The sequence below is a fragment of the Streptomyces niger genome, from assembly GCF_000718305.1.
Classification (GTDB): Bacteria; Actinomycetota; Actinomycetes; order Streptomycetales; family Streptomycetaceae; genus Streptomyces; species Streptomyces niger.
Genome location: NZ_JOFQ01000017.1, coordinates 16,912 through 40,886 on the forward strand (window position 1 = coordinate 16,912; position 23,975 = coordinate 40,886).

Genomic DNA, 23,975 nt, shown 5'->3' on the forward strand with positions numbered 1-23,975 from the left:
GCCGCCACCCGGGTCCGGCCGCGGGCCCGCGTCCCCGCCCGGCTCAGCTCAGCAGTGTCGGTGCCGCCCGGTCCAGCACGCTCCCGATCCGGTCCCAGGCCTCCTGATCGCGCGGCAGCGGCGGTAGCGCTTCGCCCTCGCCCGCGCCCCAGGCGGCCGCGACGGCCACCGGGTCGTCGCCGGTCACCGCGCCGGCGGCCAGTGCCGCGGCGCCGAGCGCGACCAGTTCGGTGTGGTGCGGCACGACGAGCGGGCGTCCGGAGAGCCGCCGTACGGTGTCCCGCCAGAACCGGCCCTGCGCGCCGCCGCCGGTCAGCCGCAGCGGGCGGTCCCGTACTTCGGGCGCCGCGGGGTCCAGGCCGCAGGCGCGCAGCAGTTCGTCCAGGGCGCGCAGCACGGTGAAGGCGGCGCCTTCGTAGGCCGCGCCGAGCAGCTGCCGCGGGGTGGTGTCGTGGCGGATGCCGGTGAGGAGCCCGGAGGCGTGCGGCAGGTCGGGGGTGCGCTCGCCGTCGAGGTACGGGAGGAGGACGGCCGCGCCGCCCGGCTCGGCGTCCGCGCGGTCCAGGCCGAGCAGCGCCGCGATCCGGTCGACGGCGAGCGTGCAGTTCAGGGTGCAGCCGAGCGGGAGGTAGCCGCCGTCGGCGGCGGCGAAGCCGGCGATGCCGGGCGCGGCGGGCCGGGTGCGGCTGGCGGCGAAGACGGTGCCGGAGGTGCCGAGGCTGACCACGGGGTGGTCGAGCAGGCCGGCGCCGCCCAGGCCGAGGCCGACGGCGGCGGCCATGTTGTCCCCGGTGCCCGCGGCCACGACGGTCCCGGCGGGCAGGCCCAGCGCTTCGGCGGCGGCCGGGGTCAGCGTCCCGACGCGGGCCGCGCCGGTCGGCGCGACCTCGGGCAGCAGGTTCGCGTCCATGCCGACGAGGTCGAGGAGTTCGGGGTCGTAGCCGCCGGTCGTGGTGGCGTACCAGAGGGTGCCCGAGGCGTCGCCGGGGTCGGTCACGGCCGTACCGGCAAGGCGTTCGGTGAGGAAGTCGTGCGGCAGCCGGACGGCGGCAGCGGCGTCGGCGGCGGCCGGCTCGTGCTCCCGCAGCCACTGCCATTTGGTGGCGGTCATGGAGGCGACCGGCTCGGAGCCGGTGCGGGCGAGCCAGGCGCCGGGGCCGCCGAGCGCCTCGGTGAGGGCGGCGGCCTGCGGCGCCGAGCGGGTGTCGTTCCACAGCAGCGCGGGGCGCACGGGGCGGCCGGCCGCGTCCAGGACGACGAGTCCGTGCTGCTGCCCCGCGACCGCGATGCCGGTGACGGCCGAGGGGTCGGCGCCCGCGTCCTTCAGCCCGGCGGCGACGGCCTCGCCGAGCGCGCTCCACCACGCTTCCGGGTCGCTCTCCCGGGCGCCGTCCGCGCCGGTGACGGTGTGCGGGGCGCGCCCCTGCCCCTGGATACGGCCGGTCTCGACGTCGACGACGACGGCCTTGGTGGCCTGCGTCGAGCTGTCCACACCGATGACCACGCGCTGCTGTCCGCGCACGTTTCCTCCTTGACGGATTTCCCGGTCGGCCCGCCGCGGGGGCTTCCCCGTGACTGCGTCGCATACTAATTTGTTTCCTGCCTTTACTAATAGGTGCGACGCAAGAGAGGTGCCCCATGAGCTTCACCCCCACCCCCGAGGACCGATTCACGTTCGGCCTGTGGACCGTCGGCTGGACCGGCATCGACCCCTTCGGCGTGGCCACCCGCGCGGCCCTGGACCCGGTGGAGTCCGTCGAGCGGCTGGCGGAGCTGGGCGCGTACGGCGTCACCTTCCACGACGACGACCTGATCCCCTTCGGCACGCCGGACGCCGAGCGCGACGCGATCGTCAAGCGGTTCCGCGCCGCGCTGGAGGCCACCGGCATGAAGGTGCCGATGGCGACCACCAACCTGTTCACCCAGCCGGTCTTCAAGGACGGCGGCTTCACCGCCAACGACCGCGACGTCCGCCGCTACGCGCTCCGCAAGACCATGCGCAACATCGACCTCGCGGCCGAGCTGGGCGCCGAGACGTACGTGGCGTGGGGCGGCCGGGAGGGCGCGGAGTCCGGCGGCGCGAAGGACGTGCGGTGCGCCCTGGACCGCATGAAGGAGGCCTTCGACCTGCTGGCGGAGTACGTCACCGAGCAGGGCTACGGGCTGCGCTTCGCCATCGAGCCGAAGCCCAACGAGCCGCGCGGCGACATCCTGCTGCCCACCGTCGGGCACGCGCTGGCCTTCATCGAGCGGCTGGAGAAGCCCGAGCTGTTCGGCGTGAACCCGGAGGTCGGCCACGAGCAGATGGCCGGGCTGAACTTCCCGCACGGCATCGCGCAGGCCCTGTGGGCGGGCAAGCTCTTCCACCTCGACCTCAACGGCCAGAACGGCATCAAGTACGACCAGGACCTGCGCTTCGGCGCCGGCGACCTGCGGCAGGCGTTCTGGCTGGTGGACCTGTTGGAGACCGCCGGGTACGCGGGCCCGCGCCACTTCGACTTCAAGCCGGTGCGCACCGACGGCTACGACGGCGTGTGGGAGTCCGCGAAGAACTGCATGCGCAACTACCTCATCCTGCGCGAGCGCGCCGCCGCCTTCCGCGCCGACCCCGAGGTCCAGCAGGCGCTGCGCGACTCCCGCCTGGACGAGCTGGCGCAGCCCACCGCCGCCGACGGCCTCGCCGCGCTGCGTGCCGACCGCAGCGCCTTCGAGGAGTTCGACGTGGCGGCGGCGGCCGGCCGCTCGATGGCCTTCGAGCGCCTCGACCAGCTCGCGATGGAGCACCTGCTCGCGGTCCGCTGACGCACCGTCAGGACACGGGGCCGCGCGTCCCCCGGGGGCAGCCGGTCAGCCCGGCTGCCCCTCCGTGTACGCCACCGGGTCCGCCAGGACCTCCCGTACCACCTGGGCCGCGGCGCCCCGCGCGGCGTCACCCGAGGAGGACGAGGCGCGCAGCCGCCCGCCGTCCGCGCTCCACAGGCCCGACACCACCCGCCGGGCCAGTTCGGCGTGGGTGGCGGGCGCCAGCCACGGCATGAGCAGCCGGTAACTGCCGCCCAGCACCACGGCGTCCGGGTCGAAGAGGTTCACCGCGCCGGAGAGCACCAGCCCCAGCCGCCGCCCGGCTTCCTCGATCGCCGCGACCGCGCGCGGTTCGCCCTGCCGCGCCCGCCGCTCCAGTTCCGTGACGGCCGGCGCGCCTGCCGCGCCCTGCTCCAGCCCCGCGTTGCGCAGCAGCGCCGCCTGACCCGCGTACTGCTCCAGGCAGCCGCGCGCCCCGCAGCGGCACTCGGGCCCGTCCGGGTCCACCACCACGTGCCCGATCTCGCCGGCGAAACCGTGCGCCCCGCGCAGCAGTTCACCGTCCAGGACGAGCGCGCCGCCGACGCCGGTCTCGCCCGTGAGGTACAGGAAGCTGCGTGCCCGGTCCAGGCCGCCGAACCACAGCTCGGCGAGGGCCGCGCTGTTCGCCTCGTTGTCCGAGCCGACCGGCAGCGCGCGTGCCCCGGGCCGCAGCCGGGCCAACGCCTGCGCGAACATCCCCTCGGCCGCCACCCCGTTCCAGCCGAGGTTGGGGGCCTGGCGCACGGTGCCGCCGGAGACCAGGCCCGGCACCGCGAGCCGCACCCCGGCCGGGCGCAGCTCCTGCTCCGCCGCCGAGTCCAGGGTGCGCGCGGCGATCCGGGCGGCCCGGTCGAGGACCTCCTCGGGCGCCGCGCCTCGGTTGTCGAGGTGCGTGGTCAGCCGGACCCGGTCGGTGCCCGCGAGGTCCACCACGCACACCGAGACGTAGTCGATGTTGATCTCGACGCCGAGCCCGGCCGGGCCGGTGCCCGCGACCTTCAGCACGGTGCCGGGGCGGCCCGCCTGGCCGCTGAACGTCTTGCCCGACTCGACCAGGAAGCCGCCCGCCAGCAACTGCTCGACCAGCGAGGACACCGCCGCGCGGGTCAGCCCCACGCGCGCCGCCACCGCCGCGCGGGTGACCTCGCCCTCGTCGTGCACCACCCGCAGCACCAGACTGAGGTTGTGCCGCCGCACGGTGGATCTGTCCGCCTTCGCCGCCGGCGGCACCTGAGTGTTCTTCATCGCCCGGTGAGCCTATGCGACCGGGCCGCGGGGCGGACCACGTGTACCGTGACGAGCCCGTACGTCACAGGGAGGCCGCCGGTGCGTCTGCTGCTGACCGCCGACACCCATCTGCCCAAGCGCGCCAAGGTCCTGCCGGACCCGCTCCTCGCGGAGATCGAGCGCGCCGACGCCGTGCTGCACGCCGGCGACTGGGTGGACGCCGCGACGCTGGACCTGCTGGAGGCGCGGGCCCGCCGGGTCATCGGGGTGTACGGCAACAACGACGGGCCGGAGCTGCGGGCCCGGCTGCCGGAGGTGGCGCGCGCCGAGCTGGGCGGCCTGCGCTTCGGCGTGGTGCACGAGACGGGCGCGGCGCAGGGCCGCGAGCGCCGGTGCGCCGAGCGCTTCCCCGACCTGGACGTGCTGGTCTTCGGACACAGCCACATCCCCTGGGACACCGTCGCGCCGGGCGGCCTGCGGCTGCTCAACCCCGGCTCCCCCACGGACCGGCGCCGCCAGCCGTACTGCACGTACCTGACCCTGACGGCGGCGGACGGCCGGCTGAGTGACGTGACGCTGCACCGGCTGCCGCCGCGCCGCTGAACGGCGCATCGGATCCTGCTCCATCGGGGCGGTACGGGGCCGGCGGGCGCAGCGCGGGCCGGCCGCCCGGGTACCTCCGCCACATGGACAACAACGTGGACCCCATCGAAATGCAGAAGTGCCTGGGCGGCGTCAGCTACCCGGCCTCCAAGGACGAGATCATGCGGCAGGCCGAGCAGCACGGCGCGAACAAGGACATCATGGGCGCGCTCAAGAACCTGCCGGAGTCGGAGTACGACTCCCCCGCCGCGGTGAACAGGGAGGTCGGCAAGGAGTAAGCCAGGGAGCGGAACATCCGAGGGAGCCGGCCGCGGTCAGCGGCCGGCTCCCTCGTGTCGTGGCGTCAACCGGGGGCAATACGGGCCGGGTTGGTCCGGACCTCTTGACGGTGAACGCTCAAGCAATGAACATGCGTCGAGCAAGAGAGCGCTCCCAGGAAATTCCACTGTTCATTTCCTGAACTCAGGAGAGTCGCCATGCCCGCACGCCGCACCGTCCTGGCCGCCATGGCCGCCGCACTCCCCGCAGCCGGTCTCCCGGCCCTCGCCACCACCGCCTCCGCGGCCCCCGCCGCACCCGCCGCCGGCGCGCTGCCCGGCGGCGGCGACCTCGGCCCCAACGTCATCGTCTTCGACCCCGGCACGCCCGACATCCAAGGCAAGCTGGACGAAATCTTCCGGAAGCAGGAGAGAGCCCAGTTCGGCACCGGCCGGTACGCCCTGTTCTTCAAGCCGGGCACGTACAGCGGCCTCAACGCCCAGCTCGGCTTCTACACCTCCATCGCCGGCCTCGGCCTCTCCCCCGACGACACCGCCATCAACGGCGACGTCACCGTGGACGCCGGCTGGTTCGACGGCAACGCCACGCAGAACTTCTGGCGCTCCGCCGAGAACCTCGCCCTCACCCCGGTCAACGGCACCAACCGCTGGGCCGTCGCGCAGGCGGCGCCGTTCCGCCGGATGCACATCCGCGGCGGGCTGAACCTGGCGCCCGACGGCTACGGCTGGGCCAGCGGCGGCTACATCGCCGACAGCCGCATCGACGGCACCGTGGGGCCGTACTCGCAGCAGCAGTGGTACACCCGCGACAGCTCGGTGGGTGGCTGGACCAACGCCGTCTGGAACATGGTCTTCTCCGGCGTCGAGGGTGCCCCCGCGCAGAGCTTCCCCAACCCGCCGTACACCACCTTGAACACCACGCCGGTCTCCCGCGAGAAGCCGTTCCTGTACCTGGACGGCGGCGCGTACCGGGTCTTCCTCCCCGAGAAGCGCACCGACGCGCGCGGCACCACCTGGGGCAGCGGCACCCCGCGCGGCACGTCCGTGCCGCTGAGCCAGTTCTACGTCGCCAAGCCCGGTGTCACCGCCGCCACCCTGAACGCCGCCCTCGACCAGGGCCTGCACCTGCTGCTCACGCCCGGCATCTACCACCTGGACCGGGCGGTCGAGGTCAAACGCGCCAACACGGTGGTGCTCGGCCTGGGCTACGCGACCCTCGTCCCGGACAACGGCGTGACGGCCCTGAAGGTCGCCGACGTGGACGGGGTACGGCTGGCCGGCTTCCTGATCGACGCCGGTACGGTCAACTCCACCACGCTGCTGGAGGTCGGGCCCCAGGGCGCGTCGGCGAACCACGCCGCCAACCCGACCACCGTGCAGGACGTGTTCCTCCGGATCGGCGGCGCCGGCCCCGGCAAGGCCACCACCAGCATGGTGATCAACAGCAACCACACCATCGTCGACCACACCTGGGTCTGGCGCGCCGACCACGGCGACGGCGTGGGCTGGGAGACCAACCGCGCCGACTACGGCGTCCGCGTCAACGGCGCCGACGTCCTCGCCACCGGCCTGTTCGTGGAACATTTCAACAAGTACGACGTGGAGTGGCACGGCGAGCGCGGCCGCACCATCTTCTTCCAGAACGAGAAGTCCTACGACGCGCCGAACCAGGCCGCCGTCCAGGACGGCGCCACCAAAGGGTTCGCGGCGTACAAGGTCGCCGACGCGGTCACCACGCACGAGGGCTGGGGCCTGGGCAGCTACTGCTACTACAACGTGGACCCGTCCATCCGCCAGGACCACGCCTTCGCGGCGCCCCGCAAGTCCGGCGTGAAGTTCCACGACCTGCTCGTGGTCTCGCTCAGCGGTCACGGCCAGTTCGAGCACGTCATCAACGACACCGGTGCCGGCACCTCGGGCACCGACACGGTGCCGTCGACGGTGGTCTCCTACCCCTGAGCCGGCCGGGGACGGCCGCGGGGGCTCACAGCATGAGCGCGTAGGCGATGAAGAAGACCGCGATGAGCACGACCACGATGCCGATCGCGATCAGTGGCCCCTTGGACCACCCCTTGGCCGGGTTGTAGGTCTCCTCCGGACCCGCCCAGGGCGTGCTGCCCTCGGCGGGCGGCGTCTCGCCCGGCGGCACACCGCCGCCGGGCTCCAGTCCCGGCGTGCGCCGCGGGTCCGGGTCCGGATTCTGCTCGGTCATGCGCATTCTCCTGTCCACGGCGCGGGGCAAGCAACATCTACCACGGCGGTACCGCGCCGACGGGGTACCGGCGCGTGCCTCAGCGCGGCGCCCCGCCGGGTGGCGGAACCCCCGGTGCGCACAGGATCCGGCACCCGGGGGTGGGGCCCGTTCACATTGCCGTGCGCCGTGCCCGCGCGCAGGATCCGGTGCGGTGGTGGACGACGGGTGCCCGGAGGTGCGCATGCGACACGTTCTTTCCTGCACGGCGGCGGGGCTGCTCCTGCTGCTCGGCACCGTGCCGGCGCCCCCGGCGCACGGCGCGGCCCCCTCGGACTGCGCGGGCCTCCGGGGCACGGCGGTACCGGCCACCGCGATCGGACTGCCCACCACGGGCGGCGAGGTGACGGCGGCCCAGGAGGTGCCCGGCACCCCGGCCCTCGGCGCGTACTGCCGCGTGGAGCTGGCCGTGCACCCCGTGGACCCGGCGGCGCCGGACATCACCGTACGGATCGGGCTGCCGGCCGACTGGAACCACAAGGCGGTCATGTTCGGCGGCGGGGGCTACGACGGCGCCGTGCCGGACGTCGCGGGCAACGTGCCGTTCGGGCCGGCCGGCGGCCCGACGCCGCTGGCGCGCGGGTACGCCACCTTCGCGAGCGACTCCGGCCACCGCTCGACGGCGGCCGATCCCTCGCTGGACGGCGCGTTCGCGCGCAACGACGAGGCGCTGCGCAACTTCGCCGGCGACGCGCTGAAGAAGACCCGGGACGCGGCGCTGTACGTCATCGGGAAGCGGTACGGCGACGGGCCGCCCGCACGCGCCTACTTCGCGGGCGGTTCGACCGGCGGCCGGGAGGCGCTGGCCGTCGCGCAGCGCCGGCCGCGCGACTTCGACGGGGTGATCTCCGCGTACCCGGCCTGGAACGCGGCGAGCCTGGACCTGTTCTTCGGGTACGAGGCGCAGGTCCTCGCGCGCCCCGGCGCCTTCCTGAACCAGGCGGAACAGCGCCTGCTGTACGAGGGGGTGCTGGCGGCCTGCGACGGCGACGACGGGCTCCGCGACGGGGTGGTCTCGGATGAGGCTGGCTGCCGGTTCGACCCGCGCGTGCTGCGCTGCCGGGGCGGCGCCGACCGCGGTGACGGCTGCCTCTCCGACCGGCAGATCCGCGCCGTCCGCACGCTGTCCTCCCGCTTCACCTGGCCGTACCGGATCGCGAGCGGCGAGACCGGCTATCCCGGCTTCCCGTTCCTCTCCGGGGCCGACATGACGACGCCGCGGCTGGGCATGGGCACCGCCGCGCCGGCCGACCCGATGCCGGCGACCGCCGGGTACGGCGTCAAGTTCTGGGACCAGTGGGTGAAGCACTTCGTCACCCGCGATCCGGACCGGTCGGCGCTGTCGGTGGACCCGCGCCGCCCCGGCGCCTGGCGGGACCGGATCAGCGCGCTCTCGGCCCTGCAGGACGTCAACGACGCGGACCTGCGTCCCTTCGCGGCGGCCGGCGGCCGGCTGCTGCTCCTGCACGGCACCGCGGACGAACTGGTCAGCCACCGGTCGACCGTGGAGTACGTCGAGCGGATGCGGAAGACCATGGGGAAGCGCGCCGCGGACGCGTTCTCGCGCTTCTACCTCGTGCCCGGCGCCAACCACGCCAACGTCGACGCCGCGTTCGCCGCGGGCTGGGACTCGCTCGGCGCCCTCGACACCTGGGTGGAGCGGGGCACCGCACCCGCGCACCCGGTGGTCGCCGACAACTCCCCCGCCGGGCACGGCCGTACGCGTCCGCTCTGCGCCTGGCCGACGTGGCCGCGCTATGCCGGCGGCGACCCCGGCCGCGCGGACGGTTTCCGGTGCGTCGGGTGATCCGGCGGTCGAGGCGGGCGTCCGCGCCGTGGTCAGCGGCTCTGCCGGGCGGCGAGGGCGTGCACGACGTCCGCAGTCGCCGGGTAGAGGTCGCGGTAGAGCCCGTACAGCTCGGCGTACTCCGCGGCGGCCTCGGGGTCCGGTACGACGGTCTCCCGTACCGGGTTCCAGTCGTCGGCCGAGACGTCGCCGAGGAGTTGGGCGGCGAGCAGCGCGCCGCCGTAGCTCGCGCCGATGGACGTGGTGCGCACCTCCTGCTCCCGGCCGGTGACGTCGGAGACGATCTGCGTCCAGAGCCGGCCCTGGGTGCCGCCGCCCACCGCGACGACCCGCCGGATGTCGCCGCCGACCGCCTCGATGGCCTCGATGTTGTGCCGCACGCCGTACGCGGTGGCCTCCAGCGCCGCGCGGTAGAGGTCGCCGCGGGTGTGGGAGAGGGTGAGGCCCGCGAGGACGCCGCGGGCCTCGGGGTCCATGAGCGGGGTGCGTTCGCCCGCGAAGTAGGGGAGCATCAACAGGCCGTTGGCCCCGGTGCCGGACGCGTCGGCCTCCCGCAGCAGGTCGGCGTAGTCGGGTGCGCCGGTCAGGTCGCGCAGCCAACCGGTGACGGCGCCGGACGTGGCCATGCCGCCGGCGAGGTTGCGGGTGCCGGGCAGGGCGCCGACGGTGCTCCACAGCGCGGGCGCGGTCAGCAGGTCGGGGACGGTGTGGACGAGGAACATCGTCGTGCCGTACATCAGCATCAGGTCGCCGACGGCGTGCGCGCCGACACTGAGGGCCTCGGCCCAGGCGTCGACGGTGCCGGTGATGACGGGGATGCCGGCGGGCAGTCCGGTCAGCCGGGCGGCCTCGGCGGTGACGGTGCCGGCGGCCTCGCCGGACCAGCGCAGCGGCGGAAGTTCCAGGTCCGGGCAGATCAGCTCGGCCCACGGCGCGTACCAGGTGCGGGCGGTGGTGTCGTAGAGCGGCGTGGTCTGGCTCGCGGAGTGGTGGTCCAGGACGTAGGCACCGGTGAGCCGGCGGACCAGCCAGGAGCTGGGCATGTAGAGGCGGCGGGCGCGCGCGAACACCTCCGGCTCCTCGTCCGCGACCCACGCGATCTTCGCTCCGGCGGCCTGGCTGCTGAGCCCTGAGCCGCAGCGTGCCCTGATCTCCTCCTCGCCGAGGCGGTCGGTGAGCCGGGTGATCTGCTCGGTGGCGCGGGTGTCGACGCCGTAGAGGATCGCGGGCCGCAGCGGTACGTCGTCGGCGTCGGTGAGCAGGACGCAGGGGCCCATGCCGCTGACGCCGACGGCGCCCACCGGCGGCGCGCCGTCCGCGGTCAGTTCGCGGACGAGCGAGCCGAACTCCTCCCACCACACGGCGGCGTCCATCTCGACGTGGCCCGGTGCCGGCCGGTCGACGGCGTGCTCGCGGACGGCCGAGCGGAGCAGTGTGCCGTCCGGCCCGACCAGGACGCCCTTGCTGCTGGAGGTGCCGATGTCGACACCGATCACTGCGTGCGGAATCATGCGCACACGTTCGCAGAGTGCGCCGGCACCGGCCGGGCCGGGTGGCGTCAGAGGTGGACGGCGGGCACCCGCTCCACGTCGCGGGCCGCGTTCCCCGCGTCCTCCGGTACCGCCTTGATCGCGAGGGCCGTCACCATGGCGAGGGCCAGCAGGACGAGGGCGACCACGAACGCGCCGGTGTACGCGGCGGAGCCGGTGGCGCCGCCGGCGCCGGCCGCGGTGATCAGCCCGGAGGCGAGTGCGGTGCCGAGGGAGGCGCCGATGCCGAAGCACGCGCCGGTCAGGCCGGTGAGCGCGCCCTGCTGGTCCTTGGGCGCTGAGACGACGGCGAAGCCGTTCAGCCCGGTGATGCTGAGGCCGTTGTACGTCAGGCCCAGGACGACGAGCGCGGCGAAGAGCACCCAGGGCTGGTCCCGGAACGGCACGGCGACGGCGAAGGCCAGCAGCGAGCCGGCGGAGCCGGCCAGGGCGACGCGGCGCCAGCCGACGCGCGGCCCGAAGTAGCCCGCGAGCGGGGCGCCGATCACGCCGATCGCCGCGGCGGGCGTCGCGTACAGCAGCGCCGCGCGGGTCGCGGAGAGGCCGTAGCCGGCGTGCGGGTCCTGGGTGAAGAGCGGCACCGTCAGGGCGAGGGCGCCGAACGCGCCGGCGAGGGTGAGGGTCACGGTCAGCAGCAGCGGCCAGGCCCGGCGCGAGGCGAGCAGCCGGATGTCGATGACGGGGGTGGTGGTGCGGGCGCCGGTACCGGATGCCGTGCCGGGGCCCGTGCCGCCGCCGGTCGAGCGGGCCCGCTGGACCAGGACGAAGGCGGTCAGCGCGGCCAGGCCGCCGAGGACGCAGCCGAGCGTGGCCGCCGAGGTCCAGCCCCAGCCGGCGCCCTGCGCCAGGCCGACGAGCAGGCCGGAGAGGCCCAGCGCGAGCAGCGTCGCGCCCAGCCAGTCCATGGTCCCCTGGGCCTTCGGCGCCACGTTCGGCACGTACCGGGCCACGGCCGCCGTGCCCGCGACCGACAGCAGCAGGCCGCCGAGGAAGATGGCGCGGAAGCCGACCGTGTCGGCGAGCCGGCCGCCGACGATGGCGTCCACGCCCGCGAAGCCGCCGTTGACGGCGCTGATGATGCCGGCGGCGCGGCCGAAGGCGGCGGGCGGGAGCAGGTCGTTCAGGGTGAGGAAGGAGAGCGAGAACATCGCGGCCGACACGCCCTGGAAGACGCGTCCGGCGAGGTAGACGGAGATGTCGGGCGCCAGGGCGCAGGCGAGGTTGCCGAGGATGAGCAGCGCGCCGCAGAGCAGCATGATCGGCTTGCGGCCGCGGTAGTCGCTGAGCCGCGCCATGGTGACCTGCCCGACGGCGGCGAGCAGGAAGAACAGCGTCTGCGACAGGCCGACCAGGCTGCTGCTGGTGTCCAGCCGACGGGCGATGTCGGGCAGCGCCGGGCTGAGCATCGTCGCGTTGATCTGGTACCCGAGCACGGCCAGCACCAGCGCGGGCAGCAGGAAGCGCGGGGTGGCGGGCGGCGGCGCGGTGCGAGCGCGCTCGCGGCTCCGGAAAGGCATGACGGCTCCTGGGGCTGAGGGGCGGGACGGCGGGCGGACGCGTCGCACCGGTCGCGGCCGGTTCGCGGCCCGCTGCACCGGGCGCCCGTCCCGCACGGAGGGCGCCGGCGACGCTCGTGCGCGTCACGTGGCATCGGCGACGCTCGTTCGGCGTCACTTGTCAGACAGGAACGCGTCGTGCGCTCTGGTCTACCCCGCGCCCCTGAGGGTGTCAAGAGTCCGCCGGAAGATCACCGACGCTGCGCCCGGCACCGGACGGCCCACCGTTCGAGCTGCGTACGGCCGCTTCCCGCGATGCGAAACTGGGGCCGCGCGCTTCCGCGAGCGCGCGGAGCGCCACCCCTCGCGGGGGCGACGTCGGACCGCGGCCCCAGGGAGATGAACATGGCCGGCAGACAGCCCGCACCGCCACAACGGCGGCCGGTCGTCGCGCTGTACGAGCGCATGATCGAGGCCATCCGGGACGGCACCTACCCGCCGGGCTCCACGCTGCCGACCGAGCCGCGGCTCGCCGCCGAGCTCGGCGTCAGCCGCCCCGCGCTGCGCGAGGCGCTGATCCTGCTGCAGGAGGACGGCGCGATCACCGTACGGCGCGGGGTGGGCCGTACGGTCAGCCCGCACCTGCCGCCGCGCGGCTTCGAGTACCTCAAGTCCGTCGAGCAGCTGCTCAGCGAGGGCCGGCAGGTGCGGACCTCGGCGCTGGCCCGCGCCTACGAGGAGCCGACCGACTTCTCCACCCAGCACCTGCTGCTGCCGGGCACCAGCCGGGTGCGCTTCTGGGAGAGCCTGATAGAGGTCGACGGGTTGCCGGCCTGCCTGACCCAGGAGTGGGCGGCCCGCGACGAGACGCTGGCCGAGCTGCTGCCGGACGCGGCGGCCGCCTTCGACGGGCCCGCCTCGACGACCTCGTCCATGCTGCGGCTCCTCCTGGAGGCCGGCCGCGAACTGCCGCTGACGGGCAGCAGCAGCATCGTGGCGACCACGCTCGGCCGCCAGCGCGGCGAGCAGCTCGGCCGCCCGGCGGACTCCCCCGCCGTCCTGGTCACCCAGGTCGTACGGCTGGACCGCACCCCGCTGCTCGCGGCCAAGCACATGCTGCCGCCGGGGGCGCCGGCGCTTCCGGTGTGGCAGGCGCGCTGACGCCGCCTCGTTCCGAACTCCCGGGTGCCGACGGGGCTCTCGCCGGGCGCCTCGGGTGCGGTGCGGACCGCCCGTCACTGAGACGCGGTCGCCCGCACCCGGGACGCCGTGTCATACTCCGGCCCCATGACGCTGTCTGACAAGTACACCGATGCTCTCCCGCACTCCCCGGCGCACCCCCTGCCCGAGGACCTGGTCCGCCAGGCCCCCAAGGTGCTGCTCCACGACCACCTCGACGGCGGCCTCCGCCCGCGCACCGTCGTGGAACTGGCCCAGGAGGCCGGCTACGACGCGCTGCCCACCACCGACCCCGCCGCGCTGGGCGAGTGGTTCCGCGACGCCGCCGACTCCGGTTCGCTGGAGCGCTACCTGGAGACCTTCGCGCACACCTGCGCCGTGATGCAGACCGCCCCCGCGCTGTTCCGCATCGCCGCCGAGTGCGCCGAGGACCTGGCCGCCGACGGCGTGGTCTACGCCGAGGTGCGCTTCGCGCCCGAGCAGCACCTCGCCGCCGGCCTGACCCTGGACGAGGTCGTCGACGCGGTGAACGCCGGCTTCCGCGAGGGCGAGCGCCGGGCCGCGGCCGCCGGCCGGCGGATCCGCGTCTCCACGCTGCTGTGCGCCATGCGGCACGCCGACCGCGCGCTGGAGATCGCCGAGCTGGCCGTCGCCCACCGCGACCGCGGGGTGGCCGGCTTCGACATCGCGGGCGGCGAGATCGGCAACCCGGCGAGCCGGCACGCCGCGGCCTTCGACCACCTGCGCAGCGAGGGCGCCCGGGTGACCGTGCACGCCGGCGAGGCCGTCGGCATGGAGTCCATCCGGGAGGCGGTGCTGCGCTGCGGCGCCCACCGCATCGGCCACGGCGTCCGCATCACCGACGACATCGAGATCGCCGCGGACGGTTCGGTACGCCTCGGCCGGCTCGCCTCCTACGTACGCGACATGCGGATCGCGCTGGAGGTCTGCCCCACCTCCAACCTGCAGACCGGCGCCGCGACGAGCTACCCCGGCCACCCGATCGACCTGCTCCGCCGGCTCGGCTTCCGGGTCTGCCTCAACACCGACAACCGCCTGGTCAGCGGTACCACGATGACCCAGGAGTTCCAGCACCTGGCCACCGCGTTCGGCTACGGCCCGGCGGAGCTGGAGGAATTCACCGTCAACGCGGCCAAGGCGGCCTTCCTGCCCTTCGACGAGCGCACCGCCCTCGTCGACGAGGTCATCCGCCCCGGCTACGCCCGGCTGCGCTCCCGCTCGCTGGGCCACGTACCGGTACGTGACGCGGCCGCGGCCTGACGGCCGCGGAAGACCGCCGAAGACCGCTGAAGGCCGCTGAAGACCGCCGAAGACCGCCGAAGAAGGGGCCGGACCGGCGCGGGGGACGCGCCCCCGGCCGGCCCGGCCCCTTCCGTGCTGCACTTACTTCTTGAAGCTGTAGTCCATCTACTTCTTGAAGCCGTAGTCCATCAGCTTCTTCGCGTCGGCGGTGCGGTTGGCCACCGAGGAGGACGCGAGGACGGTGCCGATGACGGTCTTGCCGCTGCGGGTGGCCGCGAAGACCAGGCAGTACTTGGCCTCCGGACCCGAACCGGTCTTGACGCCGATGGTGCCGGAGTAGCTGCCGAGCAGATTGTTGGTGTTGGTCCACGACATGTAGCGGTAGCCGCCGCTCTTCGTCGTGACCTTCTGCTTGGTGGACTTCGTCTTCACGACCGTACGGAACGTGGAGTACTTCATCGCGCTGCTGGCCAGCTTCGTCAGGTCGCGCGCGGTCGAGTAGTTCGCGCCCTTCCCGATGCCGTCGAACGAGTCGAAGTGGGTGTTCTTCAGCCCGAGGCTCTTGGCCGTGGTGTTCATCTTGCCGATGAAGGACTTCACGCGCGCGGCCCGGGTGGACCCGGTGCCGAACTTGTCGGCCAGCGCGTACGCGGCGTCGCAGCCCGAGGGGAGCATCAGCCCGTACAGCAGCTGGCGGACCGTGACCTTGTCGCCGACGATCAGCTTGGCCGAGGAGGCCCAGTTGTTGTCGACGATGTAGTCGCTGTACGCCTTCTGGACCGTGACCTTCGAGTCCAGGTTCAGGTTCTTCTGCGCGAGCACCACCCGAGCGGTCATGATCTTGGTGGTGGACCCGGTGGACAGCCGGGTGTCGGCGGCCTTGGTGAAGAGACTCTTCCCCGTGCCGTTGTTCATCACGAACCCGCCCTTGGCGGTGATCGAGGGCGCCTTGGGCGTGGCGGCCTGCGCGGGAGCGGCGAACGCCCCCGCGGCCAGGACCGCTCCCGCGGTCACCAGGACCGCGGACGCACGACGCGTGCCATTGATGCCAATGTTCAAATCGACTACTCCATTACCCTGCCGTGCGGTCACACGAGAGTGCCGCTCACTCTTGAGACGCACGAATCGCAGCAATGGATGCACTCCCCCGTCCGCCTCACCCTTCGCACACCAGTCGGACGAGCCGGCGGGCCGGGAGGTACGGAAGTGACGCGCGTGGCCGTGGCCGATTGCGAGCGGCCCGCGTGACAAGGCAGTGTTACGCCATGTCCTACGTGCGGCTTGAAGCCTGGATCGGGGGTGCATGGCTCGAGGTGAACTGCGTGAGCGTCACCGTCATGGACTCTGCGCTCACCCTGTCCTTCGAACGCCAGCGAACCGAGTCCGGCTACCAGGAGCTCATCTGGCAGCCCCTGGAGAAATTCCTCAAGGAGTACCGCGACGAGCCCCTCGTCGTCGTCCCCCGGGGCCAGGACCTGCCGGCCATGTACGGCCCCGGCGCGGCGGGCCCCTTCCGCCTGACCAAGATCACCGACTGACCTCCGGAGCGGAGGGCCGCCCGTCCCCCGGCACACCCCTCCGCCCCGGGCCGGCTGCCTGCCCCGGGCCCCGCAGGCGCCACCGGGCAGCAACACAAGTGAGACCCGGGAGCATCCAGCGGTCCGCCTTTTTGAACTAACATGAAAATAGAGTTTCTTGACGCGTGGGGCTCGTCAGGATGCGGACACTCGGGGGGACACGTGGACGTCGTGGTGACGATCGAGGGCGGGCGCGCGGACGAGCTCGGCAGTCTTGAGCGAGCCGTGAAGAACAAGCTGAAGCCGCAGGGCGTCAGAACGGTGCGCACCGTCAGCGAGGTGCAGCAGGGCGCGCTCGGAGCCGTCGAGGTGCTCCAGTTCCTCGGGGAGAACGTCGCGCTCCCCATCGTCCTCCAGGCGCTGTACGACTACACGGCACAGCGGCTCTGGCAGCCAAAGCGTGCGGACCTCAAGATCCACGCCGTGCGGACCGACCTCCCCGACGGCACCCGCCGCACCGAGCTGATATTGGAGGGGAAGGCGAAGGACGTCACTGCGGCTCTCAAGGAACTGCAGTGAACACCGAAGCCAATCCGGACGAGGAGCGGGTGGACCCGTCCCGCTCCGCCGTGCTCCTGCTGGGCGGAAGCGAGTATCCGGGGACCCAGCTGGCGCCCGTCCCCGCCGCCGGGACCAACCTCCGCGAGCTCGCCGAGGCCTTCGAGAACCCCGAGCTGTGGGGTGTCGAAGACCAGGTGCAGTCACACCTCGACCTGACGCGCAGCCGGATGCTGAAGGCGATCCGCAACACCTACCGGATGACGGACCCGGGTGGTCTGTTCGTCCTCTACTTCGTGGGCCACGCGCAGCAGGACAGCAAGGGCATGCTGTACCTGGCGCCGCACGACGCCGGGAACCCGCTGTTCCCCGAAGAGTCCATGGTGTCGATCACCGACATCTACGAGACGGTGGCCGCACAGGAGCGGATGGCCGACCGGCTGCTGCTCATCCTCGACTGCTGCTTCTCCGGCAGCGCCATCAAGGCCATGCCGGCGGAGGCGTCCACGGCCGGCAGCGAGAACGGCTGGCACGTCATCACCGCGTGCGCGCCGGAGGAGTTCGCCCGCGCGGATGCCGACCGCAGGACCACTTTCTTCACCGGAGCCCTGCTCAAGTCGTTCGAGGGTGTGCCGCTCACTCAGCCCAGCCTCTCCGTCCAGTGGGTCTTCGAGGCCGTCAGCGACATCATCGCCCGCACGGCCGGAGCGGACGGCGCCAAGATGCTGCCGCACCACGCACCGGCCGCCTGGGCACAACGGCCGTGGCTGCGCAACCGCCGGCACGTCAGACCGACCCGTACCCCGTACGACTACGCAGACCTCGCCACCGGCCGGCCGGCCGGACCCCAGCCGGCCGTCCCGCACGGGTTCTCCGCCTGGCCGGTCCCCGAAGCCCTCTTCGTCGGCCGCACCACAGAGCTGGAGCAAGCGCGGAACCGCTTCCGGCAACGTACGGTACTGCCGGTGTACGGGCCGCGCTACGCCGGTAAGTCGGCCTTCGTCCGCCAGCTGCTGGCCGCCTCCGAGGTGAAGGGCTCCGAGCCCGTCGAACAGCCCTGGCTGCTGCTGGAGCTGACGGTCATCAACGCCAGTGCCGAGTCCCCGGTCATGGAGGCCCTGGCCTCCGCCCTGGACGTCGGGCTCCAGGACCTCCAGGGCGGCGGCCAGGGCACCGAGGCCGACGGCGACTCGCGCCGTGACCTGGTCATCGACCGGCTCCGCGAGCGTGCGCGTGGCCGCACTCTGCTGCTGGTCATCGACTGCGGACGCCTCGGGTACGACTCGCACCGCATCAGCGCCGAGCTGGACGAGCTGCTCGCGCACCCGTACTTCCGGGACACCGCCAACATCGTCATCTCCCGTGTCGAGCTGAACGAGCCCGTCCACAGCGAAGAACAACTCGACCACCAGATCCCCGTGCTGCTGGAGGAGCTGCCCCCCGAAGAGGCCGCCGACCTGCTCACCGCCCTCATGGCCCAGGAACGCGTGACGGTCGACGGCGCGGAGGTGATGAACGGCATCGCGGACCGCCGGTTGCGCCTCCCGGGCGTACTGAGCCAGAGCGCCAAGGACTACCTCCGCCGCAACAGGGCCGGCGGTACGGGCGTGCACGACGCGGTCGCCATGGCCGCCGGCCTGGTGGAAGGCACCACTTCCAGCACGATCCGGACCCTGCGGGAACTCGGCTGCGGCCTTCCCGCCACCCCCGGCGTGCCCGGTGCCCCGGAGCCGCTCGCCGTGCTCGCGGCGTGGGCGCTCGCGGACCAACTGCCGTTGCCGCAGCACGTTCTGCTCGACCCCGCCGTCGGCTTCCCGCGCGACATCCTGGACCAGTTGTTGGACGCCCGCGTCCTCTCCCGGACCGACTCCGGGCAGCTCCTGCTCGGCCAGGCCGGCGAACAGGCGCTGCGCAACGTCGTCCTCGCCGCGGTCCACCGCGACCTGGACGAGGCGGACAAGCCCGGCCGGCCACTCGTCGATGCCGCGCTCCTCCAGGCGCTGATCCCCAAGGGGCTCACCCCGACCGACCTGGACCACCGGCTGGCCACGGCCGCCCTGCCGCTCTTCACGGCCGGCGCGCCGAAGAACGACGAGGTGGACGGCGCCTACCGGGTGAAGCTGCGGCAGGCGCTCGGCTGGATCGAGGACGAAGGCGACCAACGCCTGCCGGCTCTGCACGAGGCCATCCGCCCGCTCGTCCTCGCCCCCTCCGGCGACGCCAGCTACCGGCCCACGTCGGGCGAGCCGCTGGCGCCCCCGACCACCACCGAGCAGCAGACCGTCCCCCGACCCGAGCCCGCCCCGGCCGAGCAGCCGGCCGAGGAGGAGGGCGTCACCTCTCTGGCCGCGCTCTACCGCCTGTACCACGCCGTGGCGTCGCTGACCCTGGCCGCCCGTGCCGAGGGGCCGGCCGAGCAGACGGGTGCGCGCTTCACCACCGCCGCGGAGGAGGTCTCCGCGGCACTCGCCGACTGCGACGCCGAGCAGGTCCCGCACACCCTGCTGCGCTCCGCGGACGCCTCGCTGGCGTTCACCGGCAACCGGCTCGGCCTGCGGACACGACTCCTCGGCGTCCGGCTCGCCGCGGTCGACATGCTGCTGACGGGGGCGCGCCGGCGCGGCCCCGGACAGGCCGGGAGGATCACCCTGACGGTGTCCTGGCTGCTGAACACGGCCGACGCGCTGATCGACGCCGACCGCATCGAGGAGGCCGGGACCCTGGTCGAGCAGGCCGACCTTCTGGTGCGGGAGGAGCTTCCGCAGGACGACGCGCCGCGCAGCGTGTCGTCCAGGCTCCAGCTCCACAGCCGTACGGCCCGGCTGCGCGGCCGTCTGCTGACCGACACCGCGGAGAGCCGGCAGGCGCTGCTCGACGGCGCGCTCAGCGTCGTCGCCGGCCTGCGACTCGCGCATGCCCAGGGCGATTCGCCGGCGTTGTGGACCTCGCGGCTGTTCGACGCGGCGCTGCTGGTGGTCCAGCAGAGTCGCACCGACGAGGAGCTGAGCGAAGCCCGGCTCCTCGTCACGGACGCCCTGGAGGAATGCTGGGGCGATCGTGCGTGCTGGCCGCCGAGCGTCAGCGTGCCCGCGGCCCGCTTCCTGCGCAAGCTCCACCTGCGCTGCTCCGATCCCGCCCTGCGGCAGAGCGGCGCCAAAGAGGCCGTCGACCTGCTGGAGCAGCTGCCCGAGGCGCGGAGTGCGGACCCCGCCGCCGGCACCCCCGCGAACGGCAAGGAGGCCGCGAAGGTCCTCAGCGCCCTCGCCCAGGCATACGGCTTCTCCTCCTACGTCCTCCGGGAGAACGGGCGGACCGGCGCGGCACGCAACCGTCTGGAGCGCGCCGCGCACTGCGCCCACACCGCGGTGCGGCTCTCCCCGAGCACGTTCTCCTACTCGGTCTGGCTGCGGCAGATCCTCGACATCCGACGGATGACACCGCGCACCGGGGCGGCCGGGGACGCCGCGGCCAAGCGCCGGCGGGCCTGCGTCAAGGAGGTACGCGGCTGGCTGGCCGAGCAGGACAGCCGCTCGTACGCGCATGCCATGCTCGACATCTCCTGCATCGATTCCGACTGGGCCGAGGAGGGCAGCCTGCGGGGTGCCGCCCAGCGACGCCTGCCGGGGGGCGAGGACTTCCTGCAGATCAAGGTCCATCGGCAGCGGCTGCTCATCGATGCGCTGCACCGTGAGCGCCGGCAGAAGCTGCAGACCCACCGGCACCGGTACGGCCCTTCGATCGCCCTCTGCGCCCTGGAGTCCCGGCTGGAACGCGAGTACCGCCGTTGGTCGAGCGTCCTGGACTTCAAACAGGCGAAGCAGGACGCCAAGTACGGTCGCGGCCCCGGCCCCGCGACGAGGACCCCGCAGGTCGACAACGCCCCCCTGTTCGCCATCTACCGCGATGCCGCGACCCGATGGCCCGGTGACGCCCGGCTGATCGCCGCCGAAGCCGCCCTCCACCGCTATGTGTGGGACTACGCCAAGGCCGTCTCCTTGTACGAGTACCTCGCCCGGACCGCGCCGAACGGCGAGGTCAGGCGCAGCGCACACCTGTCCGCGGCGGAAGCGCTGCTGGCCGACCTGGAGTACACGCCCCGGGCGCAGCGGCGCGACGAGCACGACCGGCTGGTCGCCGCCCAGAACCACCTCGACGCCGCGTTCAGCCCGAACATCCAGGGCGGGCTGGTCATGGTGTTGCGGGAGCGGTTGGCGCTCCGGCTGGGCCAGCCGGTGAACTGGGCCCCCGTCGACGAGGCCTTCGAATCCGTCGTCGGCGGTGATTACGCGGGGACGGTGGGACGCTTCCTGGACCGCCGCCGTTACGGCCGGGACCGGACCTCCGACCAGGTCGGCGACCGCGCCCGCTTCACCGTCAAGGGCGGCGCCGGTTCGGTGGACCCGGACCAACTCACCCAACTCCTGCGCAAATACGGCTACGTCCCCGAGGCCACCGCCGCCCCCACCACCACCGCCACCGCCACCGCCAACAGCCCGTCCGGTGACGGCGACGATCCCGCGCTGTCCCCGGACAACGACCAGGAGGGCGCTCTGCCGACCGACCCGGCGGAGGCACTCGTCGGGGTCGAGGATCCGGGCCAGTACGCGTCCGAGCTGCTCGGCGAATTACTGCTGACGGAATTCACCAGCGTGCGGCTGCTGAGCGGGCTCGGCAAGCTGTACCTGCACCGGGCGGACGACCTCATCACCGGCTACCAGAAGACGCACGGTCTCGCCCCGGAGCCCGGCTCCGACACCGCACAACAGGCAGCCGACCATGCCCGGCGGGCGTACGACTGCTTCGATGCGTGCCGGGTGCTGCAGGAAGCACACGGCAATGAATCCATCGTGACGAAGTTCGAGCGGGGACGCGCCATCACCTTGGCCGCGAGATACCTCGGCGACCCGAACCCGATCTCCCGTCCGCTCCCCCATGAGCGGGACGCCCAACTCCGCCAGGCCTTCTGGCTCCTGAACGCCGCCAGGGAACACAGCGTCGGCGGCTTCAACAAGGTCTGCTCCGTGGCCGCAGCCGACAACAACGAGGTCCAGGGCCGCCTCGGCCTGAGGTAGTCCGCCCCGCGAAAGCCACCAACGGGGAGGCGGCCACCGCTTGTGGGCCACACCCTGGGAAACCCCGGGGCGACGGCGACGGCGACGGCAACCACAACGAGATCTACGACTCGTCCGGCCGGCCTTTCCAGCTCACCTACGACGAGCACGCGCGTATCACGCCCTGAACCGCGTCCATGCGGATTGCCCCAGGCGCTTTCCGCGGCACTGCATGAGGGCAGGGACCCCCTGCGACAGCTGCAAGGCGCTGGTCCGCCATGACGGAATCGACTTCATCACAGGAGGGTGAGGATGGCAGCGAATTTCTCCCCAGAAGTAGCGGACGTCCTCCGCTCATCCGGCTGGACCCCTCAGCGAACCGTGGACACCGCGCAATGGACGAATGCGTTCGAGGAGCGAGGAATCCAAGCACACCAAGCGGTGCGGAATTTCCTCGCCGAATTCGGCGGCCTGAACGTCGACATCTCGGGCCCCGGTATCAACTGCGCCCGTGAGCCGTTCGAACTGGAACCGCTACTCTGCCTGGGCGAGGAAGACCGCTTCTCCGAATGGGGTGAAGAGCTGGGGCTTCAGCTGTTCCCGCTCGGGGAGCTGGACCAGGGGCGGTTCTTCCTCGGCATGGACGAGAACGGGGTGATCTACCTGGTAGCCGACTGGGTAGCACGATTCGGACCATGGCCACAGGCCATCGACGCCTTGGTACGGGGGGTGGCACCCGCGGAGGTGTCCGAGTAATCCCCACCGATGGCGGCGAACGCGACCTTCCAAGCCTTGAAGATCTCCGGCACAAGTGGGCGACCGTGACCTTGACGAATGGGGTGTCCCTTCACGAGGCGCCCCGATGGCTCGGGCACCGGTCGATCAAGATCACGGTCGGCCGCTGTCACCTGCCGCTGGAAGTGGGTTCAGGTGCGGTTACGCGCAGATCCCCAGCTCCCGCAGCGCACGCTTCTGGGGTCCCGTGGGGTTGGCCGGGAAGTAGAGGTAGCAGACACCGCCGGTGCCGGACTTGACCTTGCCGCTGGCGTCCTTGCGCTTGGTGCGGAGCCAGATGTTCTCCCACTGGCGGCGGTTGTAGACGTGGCGGACGGCGGCGTTGGTGGGGGAGTTCGGGTCGTTGGCGATGATGTCGCCGGACTGGGTGAAGCCGATGACCGTCATCAGGTGGCCCGATGTGCCGTAGCCCGCGCCGTCCAGTTCCGAGGCGATGAAGGACTGGGAGGTGATGACGGGGATGCCGACGTGGATGAGCTTCTCGATGTCGGTGAGGGAGCGCAGGCGGGTCACCACGCCCTGGAGGTCGTGGTACGTCGCGGCGTAGGCGGCGTTGAAGGGCCAGTTGCCGCAGCCCTCGTACTGGTAGTCGAAGGTGTAGCGGGCGGCGTGGCAGACCTGCGGGTCGGCGTAGTCGGGGTTGACCCAGGCGAGGTCGTCGGGGCTGGGCCGGCGGCCCCAGGACTCGATGATCATCTGGGAGGAGGTGGGGCTGCACCATGCCTCTCCCCCGTTGTCGTACTCGGGGTACTGGCCCTTGTGGATCTCCTGGGAGTAGCACGGCACCGCGAGTTCACGGCCCCTGGCGATGCCCGGCTTGGAGGCCGGGACGGTGTAGCGGTCCGGGATGTCGGAGCCCATGGCGCCCACCCGCCACACCGTGGGCGTGAGGTCGGTACCGGGCTTGCGGTAGAGGGTGACGCGGAGTTCGTACGAGACCAGGCGGAGGCCGCTCGCCGGGGAGTCCACCGAGAGGGTGTCGGTGTAGACCGTGCTCTTGTCGTCGGTCTGGCCGTCCACGGACGTACGGCGGATGTCCTGGTCGCCCGCGGCCCAGCGGCCCATGACGTACCACGGGGTGCGGGTCTTGTCGGAGTACGTGCCGCGCACCTCGACGGCGATCCAGGTGCCGGCGGGGGTGTGCGCGTTCCAGGACGCGATCAGCTCGGTGGCGGGGACCCGGAGCTCGTGCACCGGGGCCGTCCAGGTGGCGTACTCCCAGGTGGAGGTCTTGTTCAGGTGCGGGTCGCGGTAGTCGATGGTGCCGATCGGGACCGCGATCTGCACGCCGGGGCGAGCGCCGGGCTCGATGCGGGTGCCCTGTCCCGATCCCGCGAGCCAGTCGGCCACGCCGGTCCAGCCGTGGTAGTCCACGAGCGGGCCGGCGTCGGGGTGCGCGGCGCCCTGCGGGTCGGGCGTCCCGGGGCGGCCGGCGGCGAAGGCGGGGAGCGGGGCCGCCGCTCCGGCGGCGACGGCGAGGGCCGCGGCGAGCACGGTGCGGCGGGGAGCGTATCTGGTCATGGGCGTCAGGTCCCCCAGTCGGGTGCGGGATGAGC

18 protein-coding genes are annotated in these 23,975 nt (G+C 72.9%); 11 read left to right on the forward strand and 7 right to left on the reverse strand.

Translation table 11 applies throughout. The features are described 5' to 3' along the window. Positions 1-43: 43 nt before the first annotated feature. Positions 44-1,522 carry a xylulokinase gene (gene xylB, locus IF20_RS27545; RefSeq protein ID WP_052868063.1) on the reverse strand — a complete coding sequence of 493 codons (1,479 nt, stop codon included), beginning with the start codon at positions 1,520-1,522 and terminating at the stop codon, positions 44-46. 116 nt (positions 1,523-1,638) lie between these two features. Here xylB and xylA point away from each other — a divergent pair, with 116 nt between their 5' ends. Further along, positions 1,639-2,802: a xylose isomerase gene (gene xylA, locus IF20_RS27550; protein WP_052868064.1), complete on the forward strand. Its 1,164-nt coding sequence runs from the start codon at positions 1,639-1,641 to the stop codon at positions 2,800-2,802. A 45-nt stretch (positions 2,803-2,847) separates the two neighbouring features. Here xylA and IF20_RS27555 read toward each other — a convergent pair whose 3' ends face one another. Next, on the reverse strand, positions 2,848-4,089 hold the full coding sequence (locus IF20_RS27555) for an ROK family transcriptional regulator (protein ID WP_052868065.1): 1,242 nt from the start codon (positions 4,087-4,089) through the stop codon (positions 2,848-2,850). Between the two features lie 81 nt (positions 4,090-4,170). Here IF20_RS27555 and IF20_RS27560 point away from each other — a divergent pair, with 81 nt between their 5' ends. The 3 genes from IF20_RS27560 to IF20_RS27570 all read left to right on the forward strand — a co-directional run bounded on the left by IF20_RS27560 (position 4,171) and on the right by IF20_RS27570 (position 6,911). Continuing rightward, on the forward strand, positions 4,171-4,674 hold the full coding sequence (locus IF20_RS27560) for a metallophosphoesterase family protein (protein ID WP_052868066.1): 504 nt from the start codon (positions 4,171-4,173) through the stop codon (positions 4,672-4,674). A gap of 83 nt (positions 4,675-4,757) precedes the next feature. Continuing rightward, positions 4,758-4,952 (forward strand): DUF2795 domain-containing protein, encoded by a 195-nt coding sequence (locus IF20_RS27565; RefSeq protein WP_052868067.1) that lies wholly within the window; start codon positions 4,758-4,760, stop codon positions 4,950-4,952. A 198-nt stretch (positions 4,953-5,150) separates the two neighbouring features. Continuing rightward, entirely contained in the window at positions 5,151-6,911 is a 1,761-nt protein-coding gene (locus IF20_RS27570; RefSeq protein ID WP_052868068.1) for a hypothetical protein, read from the forward strand. Positions 6,912-6,936: 25 nt separating this feature from the next. Here the strand turns inward: IF20_RS27570 and IF20_RS27575 are convergent, their stop codons facing one another. Continuing rightward, a complete protein-coding gene (locus IF20_RS27575) occupies positions 6,937-7,164 on the reverse strand; it encodes a DUF6480 family protein (protein ID WP_052868069.1) in 228 nt (75 codons plus the stop codon). 223 nt (positions 7,165-7,387) lie between these two features. Between IF20_RS27575 and IF20_RS27580 the strand changes: the two genes are divergently transcribed. Beyond that, a complete protein-coding gene (locus IF20_RS27580; protein ID WP_052868227.1) occupies positions 7,388-9,010 on the forward strand; it encodes a tannase/feruloyl esterase family alpha/beta hydrolase in 1,623 nt (540 codons plus the stop codon). A 32-nt stretch (positions 9,011-9,042) separates the two neighbouring features. On the opposite strand, the gene IF20_RS27585 is transcribed toward IF20_RS27580, so the two are convergent. Both IF20_RS27585 and IF20_RS27590 read right to left on the reverse strand, forming a co-directional pair. After that, positions 9,043-10,521: an FGGY-family carbohydrate kinase gene (locus tag IF20_RS27585; protein WP_052868070.1), complete on the reverse strand. Its 1,479-nt coding sequence runs from the start codon at positions 10,519-10,521 to the stop codon at positions 9,043-9,045. Positions 10,522-10,568: 47 nt separating this feature from the next. After that, positions 10,569-12,077 (reverse strand): MFS transporter, encoded by a 1,509-nt coding sequence (locus IF20_RS27590; RefSeq protein ID WP_234426846.1) that lies wholly within the window; start codon positions 12,075-12,077, stop codon positions 10,569-10,571. Between the two features lie 384 nt (positions 12,078-12,461). Between IF20_RS27590 and IF20_RS27595 the strand changes: the two genes are divergently transcribed. Both IF20_RS27595 and IF20_RS27600 read left to right on the forward strand, forming a co-directional pair. Continuing rightward, positions 12,462-13,217 carry a GntR family transcriptional regulator gene (locus tag IF20_RS27595; RefSeq protein ID WP_407702562.1) on the forward strand — a complete coding sequence of 252 codons (756 nt, stop codon included), beginning with the start codon at positions 12,462-12,464 and terminating at the stop codon, positions 13,215-13,217. Between the two features lie 126 nt (positions 13,218-13,343). Continuing rightward, a complete protein-coding gene (locus tag IF20_RS27600; protein ID WP_052868072.1) occupies positions 13,344-14,516 on the forward strand; it encodes an adenosine deaminase in 1,173 nt (390 codons plus the stop codon). A gap of 147 nt (positions 14,517-14,663) precedes the next feature. Here IF20_RS27600 and IF20_RS27605 read toward each other — a convergent pair whose 3' ends face one another. After that, positions 14,664-15,557 carry a D-alanyl-D-alanine carboxypeptidase family protein gene (locus IF20_RS27605; RefSeq protein WP_052868073.1) on the reverse strand — a complete coding sequence of 298 codons (894 nt, stop codon included), beginning with the start codon at positions 15,555-15,557 and terminating at the stop codon, positions 14,664-14,666. Between the two features lie 263 nt (positions 15,558-15,820). Between IF20_RS27605 and IF20_RS27610 the strand changes: the two genes are divergently transcribed. From IF20_RS27610 to IF20_RS27625, 4 genes are all read left to right on the forward strand, one after another. Further along, complete coding sequence (locus IF20_RS27610; RefSeq protein ID WP_234426847.1) at positions 15,821-16,036, forward strand: hypothetical protein; 216 nt, start codon at positions 15,821-15,823, stop codon at positions 16,034-16,036. Between the two features lie 201 nt (positions 16,037-16,237). After that, entirely contained in the window at positions 16,238-16,594 is a 357-nt protein-coding gene (locus tag IF20_RS27615; protein ID WP_052868075.1) for a hypothetical protein, read from the forward strand. Further along, entirely contained in the window at positions 16,591-21,645 is a 5,055-nt protein-coding gene (locus IF20_RS27620; RefSeq protein WP_052868076.1) for a caspase family protein, read from the forward strand. The genes IF20_RS27615 and IF20_RS27620 overlap by 4 nt, the downstream gene beginning before the upstream one ends. A 291-nt stretch (positions 21,646-21,936) precedes the next feature. Next, on the forward strand, positions 21,937-22,380 hold the full coding sequence (locus IF20_RS27625; RefSeq protein WP_110944607.1) for an SUKH-3 domain-containing protein: 444 nt from the start codon (positions 21,937-21,939) through the stop codon (positions 22,378-22,380). A 180-nt stretch (positions 22,381-22,560) separates the two neighbouring features. Here the strand turns inward: IF20_RS27625 and IF20_RS27630 are convergent, their stop codons facing one another. Next, positions 22,561-23,940, reverse strand: a complete 1,380-nt coding sequence (locus tag IF20_RS27630) for a peptidase C39 family protein (RefSeq protein WP_110944608.1) — start codon at positions 23,938-23,940, stop codon at positions 22,561-22,563. Positions 23,941-23,975 lie beyond the last annotated feature (35 nt).

Coding starts and splice junctions, on each gene's coding strand:
- IF20_RS27575 (WP_052868069.1), bottom strand. CDS start 7,164: ATGACCGAGCAGAATCCGGACCCGGACCCGCGGCGCACGCCGGGACTG.
- IF20_RS27565 (WP_052868067.1), top strand. CDS start 4,758: ATGGACAACAACGTGGACCCCATCGAAATGCAGAAGTGCCTGGGCGGC.
- IF20_RS27595 (WP_407702562.1), top strand. CDS start 12,462: ATGGCCGGCAGACAGCCCGCACCGCCACAACGGCGGCCGGTCGTCGCG.
- IF20_RS27585 (WP_052868070.1), bottom strand. CDS start 10,521: ATGATTCCGCACGCAGTGATCGGTGTCGACATCGGCACCTCCAGCAGC.
- IF20_RS27600 (WP_052868072.1), top strand. CDS start 13,344: ATGACGCTGTCTGACAAGTACACCGATGCTCTCCCGCACTCCCCGGCG.
- IF20_RS27590 (WP_234426846.1), bottom strand. CDS start 12,077: ATGCCTTTCCGGAGCCGCGAGCGCGCTCGCACCGCGCCGCCGCCCGCC.
- IF20_RS27625 (WP_110944607.1), top strand. CDS start 21,937: ATGGCAGCGAATTTCTCCCCAGAAGTAGCGGACGTCCTCCGCTCATCC.
- xylA (WP_052868064.1), top strand. CDS start 1,639: ATGAGCTTCACCCCCACCCCCGAGGACCGATTCACGTTCGGCCTGTGG.
- IF20_RS27630 (WP_110944608.1), bottom strand. CDS start 23,940: ATGACCAGATACGCTCCCCGCCGCACCGTGCTCGCCGCGGCCCTCGCC.
- IF20_RS27555 (WP_052868065.1), bottom strand. CDS start 4,089: ATGAAGAACACTCAGGTGCCGCCGGCGGCGAAGGCGGACAGATCCACC.
- IF20_RS27580 (WP_052868227.1), top strand. CDS start 7,388: ATGCGACACGTTCTTTCCTGCACGGCGGCGGGGCTGCTCCTGCTGCTC.
- IF20_RS27570 (WP_052868068.1), top strand. CDS start 5,151: ATGCCCGCACGCCGCACCGTCCTGGCCGCCATGGCCGCCGCACTCCCC.